The 10,265-nt window shown below is 57.9% G+C and carries 11 protein-coding genes and 1 pseudogene; 7 read left to right on the top strand and 5 right to left on the bottom strand.

Going from position 1 to position 10,265, the window contains the following annotated elements; translation table 11 throughout:
- Window positions 1-122 precede the first annotated feature (122 nt).
- The 3 genes from IT41_RS18485 to IT41_RS18470 are packed head-to-tail and all read right to left on the bottom strand — an operon-like array spanning window position 123 to window position 3,781.
- Window positions 123-905 carry a type IV secretory system conjugative DNA transfer family protein gene (locus tag IT41_RS18485; protein WP_036744139.1) on the bottom strand — a complete coding sequence of 261 codons (783 nt, stop codon included), beginning with the start codon at window positions 903-905 and terminating at the stop codon, window positions 123-125.
- Entirely contained in the window at window positions 898-3,177 is a 2,280-nt protein-coding gene (locus tag IT41_RS20370; protein ID WP_081967633.1) for a relaxase/mobilization nuclease domain-containing protein, read from the bottom strand. Before IT41_RS20370 ends, IT41_RS18485 begins: the two co-directional genes overlap by 8 nt.
- Window positions 3,164-3,781, bottom strand: a complete 618-nt coding sequence (locus tag IT41_RS18470; protein WP_081967632.1) for a helix-turn-helix domain-containing protein — start codon at window positions 3,779-3,781, stop codon at window positions 3,164-3,166. Before IT41_RS18470 ends, IT41_RS20370 begins: the two co-directional genes overlap by 14 nt.
- Window positions 3,782-4,255: 474 nt before the next feature.
- On the opposite strand from IT41_RS18470, the gene IT41_RS18465 reads away from it, so the two are divergent.
- The 5 genes from IT41_RS18465 (at window position 4,256) to IT41_RS19610 (ending at window position 7,021) form a co-directional block, all read left to right on the top strand.
- A complete protein-coding gene (locus IT41_RS18465) occupies window positions 4,256-5,017 on the top strand; it encodes a ParA family protein (protein WP_036744126.1) in 762 nt (253 codons plus the stop codon).
- On the top strand, window positions 5,007-5,717 hold the full coding sequence (locus IT41_RS21060; protein ID WP_139221789.1) for a hypothetical protein: 711 nt from the start codon (window positions 5,007-5,009) through the stop codon (window positions 5,715-5,717). Before IT41_RS18465 ends, IT41_RS21060 begins: the two co-directional genes overlap by 11 nt.
- Window positions 5,714-6,121 carry a hypothetical protein gene (locus IT41_RS18460; protein ID WP_036744124.1) on the top strand — a complete coding sequence of 136 codons (408 nt, stop codon included), beginning with the start codon at window positions 5,714-5,716 and terminating at the stop codon, window positions 6,119-6,121. Before IT41_RS21060 ends, IT41_RS18460 begins: the two co-directional genes overlap by 4 nt.
- Window positions 6,122-6,366: 245 nt before the next feature.
- Complete coding sequence (locus IT41_RS21055) at window positions 6,367-6,558, top strand: hypothetical protein (RefSeq protein WP_074948228.1); 192 nt, start codon at window positions 6,367-6,369, stop codon at window positions 6,556-6,558.
- Window positions 6,551-7,021: a hypothetical protein gene (locus IT41_RS19610; protein ID WP_052081782.1), complete on the top strand. Its 471-nt coding sequence runs from the start codon at window positions 6,551-6,553 to the stop codon at window positions 7,019-7,021. Before IT41_RS21055 ends, IT41_RS19610 begins: the two co-directional genes overlap by 8 nt.
- Before the next feature lie 222 nt (window positions 7,022-7,243).
- Here the strand turns inward: IT41_RS19610 and IT41_RS18450 are convergent, their stop codons facing one another.
- Together IT41_RS18450 and IT41_RS20365 are read right to left on the bottom strand one after the other, a co-directional pair.
- Complete coding sequence (locus IT41_RS18450) at window positions 7,244-7,663, bottom strand: class I SAM-dependent methyltransferase (protein ID WP_175496464.1); 420 nt, start codon at window positions 7,661-7,663, stop codon at window positions 7,244-7,246.
- Between the two features lie 192 nt (window positions 7,664-7,855).
- Window positions 7,856-8,170 carry an ArsR/SmtB family transcription factor gene (locus IT41_RS20365; protein ID WP_074948229.1) on the bottom strand — a complete coding sequence of 105 codons (315 nt, stop codon included), beginning with the start codon at window positions 8,168-8,170 and terminating at the stop codon, window positions 7,856-7,858.
- A gap of 111 nt (window positions 8,171-8,281) precedes the next feature.
- Between IT41_RS20365 and IT41_RS18445 the strand changes: the two genes are divergently transcribed.
- Window positions 8,282-9,316, top strand: coding sequence for a permease (locus IT41_RS18445; RefSeq protein ID WP_036744123.1), 1,035 nt, complete (start codon window positions 8,282-8,284; stop codon window positions 9,314-9,316).
- A gap of 12 nt (window positions 9,317-9,328) precedes the next feature.
- Window positions 9,329-10,138, top strand: a pseudogene (locus IT41_RS18440) (ISL3 family transposase); the annotation flags it as partial.
- Between the last annotated feature and the right edge of the window lie 127 nt (window positions 10,139-10,265).

Here is a 10,265-nt window from a genome sequence, read left to right as displayed (position 1 = left end):
GGCAGCGTGCTGATGGTAGTCTCCGACATGTGGCATATCCCTTTCTCGGCTGAGAATTGACGGCGTCTGAACACCGCCATGATATGCCGCCCCTCAGGGCATCACCAACTTTCGCGCGTTACTCAAGTCGGCGTTCCGCGCTCCATCGCGAAGATGCCGCAAGCGACGAACAGGTCAATGCCGCCGTCAAGCAGGCCCTTCGCCCCGTCATCCTCGGTCTGTAGGAACAGCTCGGCCAGCAACCGGATCTCCATCTGGCGCTGATCGGGGTTCTTCAGCGAATAGATGCGATCCAGAGGGTTGTAGCGGTGCCCGGGGTTTTCCCAATCGAGCGGAGCAAACCGCCAGATTTTATCGCCCTGCGACTGGCGATGCCGACTGGTCAGCTCGAAGTTTTCTCCCTTCACGTCCAGGACCACGGCCGAACCCTTGAACAGCAACAGGTTCGGGATGACGAAGCTGATGCCTTTACCCGCGCCGGTTGGGGCAACCATCAGACAATGGGGCCAGGTGGCCGAACAGAGAAACTGCGCCCTGCTCTTTGACGGCCCGGCCTTTGCAACCACAAAACCCCTCCCCGGAGTTTCAAAGAATTTATTGGCCTTCAACTCGCGTGGCTTCTGCCAATGGGTGCGGCCAAAGGTCGTCAGGCTTTCCGTCAGCACCTTGGCAGCGAACAGAAGCGACAAGATGATGCACGCGCCGAGGATGAGATTGAGGATCTGGAAGGCCCGCGGATCGTAGCTCTTCAACCTCGGGTATTCACGCAGGATTGCCAACCAATCCAGCGTCTGGCCGTTGTGGCCACGCCAGAAGGACAGGAAGCCGGTGCCCACGATGTAGGCGAAACCCACGCCGATCAGCATGAAAAGCAGGACGCCACCAAGCAGTCTTAGCTTATTCATGGCCGCCTCCTTCATGCCCGCGCTCACGGCGCTGTTGTTCGCGCTCGGCTGCAAGCTGCTCGTTCACGCGATCAAGGCCCTGCTGTGCGGTTGGATCATTCGTGGACCGCAGGTAATCGCGGGCCATCGCAAGCTGTTCCTCGCGGCTTCCAACACCGTTCAGGCCATCCACATCGCCCCGCTTCAGGCGCTCGATCTCGTCGCGCGTCAGGGCACGTTCGACAGCCTCGCGGAGACGGCGTTCGTCATCGGCGCCGACAGGATTGGCGTATTGGCGCAGTTCGTGACGCGCGGCCTCGGTCGAACCGATAGATGTAGTCGGGGCATGGTCGCGTGTATCAGCCTCGCGAGAACGCGCCAGTTGCTCACGGGTATCCATGTTGTGTCCGTGTTCACGAACAGCATGTGCGGTGGCGATCTGAACCGCTGAAACAACCTGGAAGCGTTCACCTTGCGACCTGAAATCGTCGATTAGGTCAGTTGTATCGCCCGACCTCAACCTATCCCATGCACCGCGACCATAGGCATCATCCACCTTGGCTATCGCTGCATCTGCTTCCGATGAAGAGGCAAATCGTGCGCCTTGCCCATCAGCATAAGACGCCCGTAACGTCTCCAAAACGTCTACCGCCCCGGACGTATCATCAGCTCGGTCGCGATTAGCTGTATCGTCACCAAACACTTCATTTCGCACTTGGATCATTGCATCGGTTGCCGCGTCCAGCTCTGCTTCCTCCTGCTCTTGAGCGCGGCGGGCGTCTGCCGAAATCTCATCCGCCATTCTGGTATCACCATCAGGGAACCGCGCCTCATAATCTGCAATGGCATCGGTCCCTGCCTCGGCCAAAGCGGCACGGCGTTCGATCGCATCGTCTATGCCATAGTCTTGGGCGATACGGTTATGCGCCGCCTCGACAACCTCAAGCGCCTGCTGCATCTGCGCCTCGTCGCGCAGATCGAGACCGCGCATCTCGGCCACATTCTGCACGTCCTGCTGTGTCCATCGAGTTTCCAGCGCGGCCGAATTGGCCCCCACCCGCATACGCGCCTCAACTTCGACAGGATCAATGCCCGTGCCGTCCAGGGCGGCCGACAGCTTGTCGCGCCCTTCCACAGCCAAGCGGGAATTGATCGCCTCGACGTTCTGGGCCGAATAGATGCCATCTTTGCTGGCAACGTCGCTAAGGTCGCGCGACCGTGCCCCAAGGGGCTGCAAATGCTCGACGGATGCAAGCGCCTCTGCAAGTTGGCGCTCCATGGCAGGACGCTGGTTCGGTGCAGCTTCGGAAATACTGCGTTCTGCGCGATCCACAGCGTTCTTCAGGTCTGTGGCGGCGCGATCAAAATCTTCCTCAACAGTCATGTATGGTTCTCCTTTCGCCAAAATGACCCCGCCTTGGGCGAGGACGTGGGCTGCTTTTTCAAATGCGGTCGCAAGATCCTGCATGTTGCTGGCCGAGGCGAAGCTCGACAGGTCGCGATAGCGCAGGGACCAATCGCGAATTTCGTCCGTGGCGCGGGCCAAGGCTGCACCGACACGAGGTTTTCCGGCCGGAGCCTCGAAGGCTTGGCCCGTATCAGCGGCCTTCTCCTTTGCCCGTCGCCACTGACCATCCGTAGGTGGATAGTTCACATGACCACGCTGAAGGCGGGTGGTGGCTTCGAGCTGGATGCCATACCGCTTGGCATGGTCAACCATGGCTTCCTTGAAGGATTCATATGTATATTCGGTCCCGCGCCGCAGGGCAAAATACTCACCCTGCCCGCCGCGCCGGTTTACGATGATATGGGCGTGGGGGTTCTTGTTCGGGCTGTCCGTGTGGACAGCGATCATGTAATCGAACCGCCCGCCCAGCTTTTCACGGCAAATTTCACCGGCAATCAGGCTGACATGGCGTGGATTCGCGCCTCGTGGAAACGACATAACCATGTGGGTTGTGCGGGCGGCATTCATCTTGCCCCTCCAGTCATCCGCCCATCGTGCAACCGCGCGGTCGATCTGCTCGGGCGTCAGGGTTTTATTGTGATCCAACAAGCCCTTGGAGTCATGAATATCTACGCTCTTGCTGAACAGATAGCTGAACTGCGAAGCCAGTTGCTCGCGTGACGAACAGCCCCCCGTTCGGATCAGTTTGAAAAATGCCGGCGACGCCCCTTGTGCTGCGCGTGCCATATGGCGAGCCGCACCAAGGTTGCGACTGCGACCCACCCTGCCCCAATCGTCCTCAAAAAGCCGGCCTGTGACGGCTGCAACTGCATCACGACGCTGCATCTTCAGCCCCCGTCATCCCCGCAACAAGCCGCCTGACCGTCTCCGAAGCCCGCCGGCCTTCAAGCTCCCGAACCGTCACCCCTACACCGTCGATATGCTCAAGCAGATCGACCAGTAGCTGTTGTTGCTCCTTGCTGATTTTCAACTTCTGACCCCGCCGCAACTCGTAGTTCTTGGCCGCGACGAGCTGGTTCACGTTGCGCCCAAGCGCCGATAACTCATTGCGCAGATCATTGATTGCATCAGCCAGATAAGGATCAGGCTCCAGAAAGCCCGCAGGGACACGACACACCCGGCGCAGAGCATCAGCACGGCTTTTGATGCCGAGCCGCCCAACGAAAGCGTCGAACGCGCGCAGTTCGGCTCGATCAATCGTGAAAGACACTGGCCCTGTGCCGACCTGAACCACCGATGCCTTGTCATGAAAGCGCCTGATGGCCCGATAAATTGTCGGCCGCGTCACACCAAAACGCTTAGCCAGGACGGCCACGGGGACGCCTGAACGGACGGCTGCGACGATCTTTTTTTCGTCTGCGGGGGTCAGTTTGTTCGATCTACCGGGCATGACCAAAGTGTAAAAAATTACGATTGCATTTCTTGCCATCGTTACATCGTAGTATCAGGCCAGACTGGCTGACTGTCAAGGAAGTCTGGCTGGAATGGTGCTGCGATTCCGTTTCATGCCCGGTATGCACCTCTGGCGCATACCCACCACAGAGGCGCCCTGCGGGCGCTACGGCGGGCAAAGTGCCTTCGCCCCCTAAGGGAGATCATTTTTAACAATCGGATCGCCATACGGGCGATTCCGGGCCATGTGTGCACCAACTGTTGCACTAACTGTTGCACTTTCGGTTGCACTTATAGTTGCGTGTTCTCTTGCGTGTTGTTTTGCGTGCGCGCTGTCCCGCGTATGTGCATTAATGATTATGTTCTTGCGCCCGTGTATGGTTGCTTTTGCGCTTGCTCTGCCGTGTGCGTTCTGCACGTTGTGCAGTCGTGAACGTGCTAGCGCATGACTTTACCCGTGCAGGCGTTAGTGCTACAGTATGTTCACGAATGCATTATTTATGGGCGCAGCATGGCAATCGTTCTCGGAATGATGACGAAAAAGGGCGGGGCGGGAAAATCGACCCTCACGAAGCTTTTGGCATCGGCCGTAGTCTTCTCGGGGCACAAGTGCCTCGTCATCGACCTCGATCCGAATGAGGACATTTTGACCTGGTGGACCTCGGCCACAGAGCAGGGCAACCATGATGACCGGCTTACCGTCCGAGCCACCCTTAGCTCTGAAGACCTGTTCGATCTGGTGGACGAACATGACGAAAAGGTCGATTTCATCCTGATCGACACTAAGGGGGAGGGGGCGGACTGGGCAGACCACCTTGCAAGTGTTTCAGATCGGTTGATTGTGCCTTGCCTGAACTCGCGGTCTGATGCGGAGCGGACCCGCGAGACATTGCAATGGTATTCCGACCTTAAAACACGCGTGGACGACCCTGCCAGCGTTCCACCGTTGCATGTGGTGCTAACGAGGATGCCCACGAGCCTCTTGTCCTATGACGGACGTGGGACACCGAAAGGAATGACAGGCAACGATATGGCGCGTTACAAGTCCATGGTGCAAGAATTTCGGCCCCTGAAAAGCATCGTGCCTGAACGCAGCCAGTATCGGGACATGGACGAACGCGGGCTGCTCGGCACGCTTTTGGACCAGGCGCGCAACGGTGAGTGGAAGGACAAAGGGCAGGCGCTGCACTATGAAAGCGCATTGGCGCACGCAACGGACCTGATGAACTGCATCCTGACGGGTGAAGCGATGGAGACCGTAGATGGCGCGTGAACGCATGAAGATTACACGGCCAGACCAGACCGGGTTCGGTAAGTCGGTCCAGACGGGCAGGCCCAAACTCGACGCCATCAATCCAGAAGCGATCAAGGCCTTCAAGCAACCCGCCGCAAAAGCGCCCGAGCCTAGCCCGCCCGCTACGGAACCGCCAAAGGCAGACTTGCCGCCAGCCCCGGAAACCGCGCCGGTTCAACAACATATGGCTGATGGCGCAACGGGGAAGGCCCCGACGCCTGCACCCTCGTCTTTGAGTGTCAAGCCGGAAACCGAGCGCAAAAGGCGTGAAAAGCCCGTGGACTCCGGGCTGGCCGAGCTGGTTCTTCCGCCGCGAACGCAGGCCGGAAGAAACCCGGTTCGCATATCTCTAAGGCTGCGAGTGCTCGCGAGGCATGTTCCCCTTCTAGAGGAACTTGAATCACAAGGGTTTCCCCGCGAAACGGTGCTGCGGACCGCTTTCAATAGAATGCCAAAGGTTAATTTTGAGCCTCGGTATGTGCCTCAAGTGCAAGAAGTAAGTGCTGGTAACGAATGGATATGGCGGTTCGGTCCTGGGGTGTCTCCTGAAGTGCTGTCACAGATCGCCGCGCAGGTCCGTGATGGCGACAAGGCACCGCGTTCCGCGTTGCTGCTTGGTCAGGTCGAACCTGGTTGGTTTGCGTCCCTAGACGAAACGATTGAAAGGCTTTTGAAATGAAACATTGTCTGATCGCCGCCCTTTGCCTTGCTTCCGGTCCTGCTCTCGCATGGACGGAGACCAAGGATTTTCGGGGCCTTCACGTCTATGAAGCATCCGGCGAGGGTGTTGCGCTGTCGGTTGTCTGCGATCCTGACGGGGCGATGATTCCCCCGGAAAATCACCTGATGATGACGGTGCAAGGGGAAAACTACAGCGGCGACTATCAGCTAAAGTCGTCGGAACGCAGCTTTGAAGGGAAGATCCAGAACGGAACGCTGGTCAGCACCGACGGCGATCCATGGAACGAGGTTATCGCAGTGCTGCGCAGCAGCGCCGAGATTGACCTGACGATCAACGGCATGAGCTATGCCCTGAATACCGAACAGCCCTTTCCGGTCGAATGCGGTTCTTCCGCTGAATGATCTGCGATCCGCCGCCTCGGCGGCTGCGACCCGGCGGGGGATTCGGACAAGCCGAACGCCCCGCCGTAGTTGAAGGGGGACACCCCCTCGCTGCACCTAGCCAGATTAGACAGGACCGTGGCTCGGCCTACGGCCTGCGCCCGCACCATCCTGTCGAATCAGGCTAGGTTTGCTACCCCCCATGCTTCGCCAGCGGGCAAGCCGGATAGCCGATGCTATCCGGCTCTAACCATTCGGGGTGCCCCATGTCGAAATCCAAGAAATATGCAGATCCTGTAAAAATCCTTTTTATTGAAAAGGATGAAGGTGTCGAACAGTTTGCCGGCGTTCTGTATCGGTGGAATACTGGTCAGGTGCAAATGCGGTGGGACATTGATCCGGCGGCATTGGGCGGGATGTTCTCGATCCGTTGGGAAGGGGTTACGCGCCATGCGTGATGAACCTTTCTCGCAAGCCGCCTCCGAGGGAAGCTCGACCGATCTCGACCCGGGCGAACGGTTGGCCCGCGCGAATGCTCTGATAGAGGCCGCATTGCGCTGCGACTGGCAGGACGCGGAAATGGTCATGTCGTCGTTATTGGAAGAATACCGTGCGGGACCGCCGATGCCAGCACTTGCCGACATAGAGGACGATGCGGCTTTCTGGGCGCAGATGGCGACGTTCGAGGAACTTCGCGCCTATTTTATAGCCTGTGGGCAGAAGCTGATTCGAGCGGGCTTGGGCGTTCGCGGCAGAGTCAAGCTCGCCCGCCGTGTCTTGAGTGATCTACCTCCCGATCAACGCAGAAAGGCGCTTGAAATTCTGTCGGCAGACTGCGCGGAAGGGCAGGGCGGAATTGTCCACCCGAGACGCGTCAGCGGCTCGGGCTTGCAGCCGAGCGAACGGGACGCGCGGTCATAGAGCGAAGGATCGTGAGCGAGTGCTGTGGGCAATTTCGTCCCGCGAATGCGGGCGTTGCCTGCATGGCGAACGCAAAAGGATCTCGTGGCGCGGCTTGCCGCGCTGCCTTGTGTGGCGAAGCCATTTGCGGCCAGCATCGGCGGCGCTAGCAGGCGATGCTGGCCGCAAATATTTGCCCCGCCGAAGCGGGGCGGGGCGCGGCTCCCTTCTGGCTACCTTTATTTAACGGCGAATCCTGATGATCTTCGTATGCACCCGCGCCGTGCTGAAGGTGTCGGGTGGCAAGGTCTCCAGATGCTCTGCCTCGGGATGCTCGAATGTTACGGGCACCAAGGCGACAAGGGTTGCCGGTTCCATGTGTCCGCCTCGGTCGAGAAGGGAATGCGCCGCCTCGATGTGTTTTCGCACGTCGCGGAAAGGCGGATTCATGACGATCCGGGGGAACACCGCGCGACCTTTCACGTCCTCGGCATAATCCAGAAAACAGCGGTGAATGGTGGGACCGATCTTGCGCAGCGCGGCCGCTAGCGCATGGTGACGCTCGATCATGGTCAACTCTTGCGGGCTGTGCCCGGCCGCGATCAGTGCGCGGGCAAGCTGGCCGGTGCCCGCGCTAGGCTCAAGCGTCAGATAATCGCCCACGGGTCCGAGGTATTCGGGGTATCCGGAATTTCTGGTTGATAAAATGCCAAAGATGTAAAGAAGAAAATCTTTCTCAGCGGATTATCTGATTGATCCTCTTCAGCCTACTCTACTGCCAATTTTCTGTTTCCACCTTCGCCTGAGTCTTCATAGCGATGCTGACTAGGGAGGACAGCGAGAGCTGGGCAAGCGTCAAAGCGGTTCTGGTTCATGCGCAATCCGGACACCTGCACAACATTCCTCTTGTAAGAAACCGATCAAATTCTCTAGGTGCCCATACCCGGGTATACAGACAATCGTGCGGCTATGTTTCTCCTGCCGGATCAGCCCTACCTTGGCCATGCGCGCAAGGTGATGTGATAGCGTCGAAGCAGGAATACCCAGCCCCTTCTGGATATCTCCGACCGAAGCCCCATCATGGCCAGCTTTGACCAGAAAGCGGAACACGGACAGTCGGTGACTATTCCCTAGCTCAGCTAAGCTGGCTGCAACCTTTTCGTGATCCATAGCACGCCCCAATAATTCGATGTTTCTAGAATTATAGTTGACAGGTCGGATAAACGCAAGTAGGCTGCGTACATCATTTCGACAATACTAGAAATATAGGAGTAATATTGAATGTCATCTCAACTCCAAGACGCTCTAGGCATGTTCGCCTTTCTCGCTATCGAGCTATCGGTTGTATTCATTGGCATTAGCTTGCTGGTCGGAGTTCTTCAACGTCACATCCCACCATCCAAGGTGGAAGCGTTACTGACTTCCAGTGGGAAGCGAGGCTATTTTCTTGCTGCTGGTTTAGGAGCTATAACGCCCTTCTGTAGTTGCTCGACTATCCCCATGTTGAAAGGGTTGATTCGGGCACGGGCCGGTTTTGGGCCGATGATGGTGTTTCTTTTCTCATCTCCGTTGCTGAATCCTATCGTCGTCGGCCTGCTGGTTGCCACGTTTGGATGGACACTTACTGCTATCTATGTGCTCGCCGCTTTGGTGGTCGCGGTAGGTGCCGGATGGCTGCTTCACACGCTTGGCTTCGAGCGTTATGTGCGCCGGACGGCGACACAAGAGAGCAGTGGATGTAGTTCATCAGCAAGCCCGTGCAGTGCTACATCGACCGCATCGAGTTGCGGCACCAACAGCTGCGACACCACTCCGAAGACGGCTTCTTGCGGGGCTGATAGGAAGACAACAGTCTCTACGTCTAGCGAATGCTGTGACAGTCAACCCACTGTCACGGTTAAGAAAGAAGGGAAGTACAGTGGTGTGTGGCGGGAAGCTTGGTCGGACTTTATCGATGTGTTGCCTTACCTGCTCATCGGTATTGCGATTGGCAGCGTGATCTATGGTTTCATGCCCACTGACTTATTGGAGCAGTATGCAGGCCCAGATAATCCCTTTGCCATTCCAGTTGCCGCTGTCATCGGCGTGCCGTTGTATATTCGCGCTGAAGCCGTCATACCTCTGGCAGCGGCTCTGATGGCCCAAGGCGTGGGTGCCGGGACGGTGCTAGCGTTGATCATCGGCAGTGCCGGAGCCAGCCTGACTGAGCTCATTCTGTTGCGCTCTTTGTTCACGCTGAAGCTTTTAGCGGCGTTTTTAGCAGTCATTTTTGCTATGGCGATGATTGCCGGTTACGCCACCTACCTGTTTTTCTGATCAAGGCGGGAGATGATTAATTCGTTAAGCCTTCCTGGGTACCAGTTGGTGGATTCTGATGAGCAGAATGAAGACATACATTTTCGGCTTGAAGCACCTACACCAGTAGCCTGCGAGGGGTGCGGCGTGCAGGGTGAGTTCGTGCGGTTCGGCAAGCGTGACGTTCCCTATCGTGATCTGCCCATCCACGGCAAGCGGGTCACTCTCTGGGTGGTCCGCCGCCGATACACCTGCCGGGCCTGCAAGACAACATTCAGGCCCCAGCTACCGGAGATGGTGGACGGATTCCGTATGACACTGCGGCTGCATGAGTACGTGGAGAAGGAATCCTTCAACCACCCCTACACCTTTGTGGCGGCACAGACCGGCCTGGACGAGAAGACGGTGCGCGACATCTTCAACGCCCGCGCCGAGTTCCTGGGGCGCTGGCACCGCTTCGAGACGCCCCGCATCCTGGGCATTGACGAGCTATACCTGAACAAGCGCTACCGCTGCATTCTGACCAACATTGAGGAGCGAACCCTGCTCGACCTGCTGGCCACCCGCCGCCAGGACGTGGTGACCAACTACCTGATGAAGCTGAAAGACCGGCAGAAGGTCGAGATCGTCAGCATGGACATGTGGAACCCCTACCGGGCAGCGGTCAAGGCTGTGCTGCCCCAGGCCCGTATCGTGGTCGATAAGTTCCATGTGGTGCGCATGGCCAACGATGCCCTAGAGAGAGTGCGCAAGGGCCTCAGAAAGGAGCTGAAACCGTCCCAGAGCCGGACTCTCAAGGGAGACCGGAAAATCCTGCTGAAACGCGCTCACGAAGTCTCAGACGAGTAACGCGCGAAAGTTGGTGATGCCCTGAGGGGCGGCATATCATGGCGGTGTTCAGACGCCGTCAATTCTCAGCCGAGAAAGGGATATGCCACATGTCGGAGACTACCATCAGCACGCTGCCCGA

The organism is Paracoccus halophilus (assembly GCF_000763905.1).
Taxonomy (GTDB): Bacteria; Pseudomonadota; Alphaproteobacteria; order Rhodobacterales; family Rhodobacteraceae; genus Paracoccus; species Paracoccus halophilus.
The sequence above is the reverse complement of the archived record's forward strand: the minus strand, read 5'-3'. Positions and strand labels throughout refer to the sequence as shown.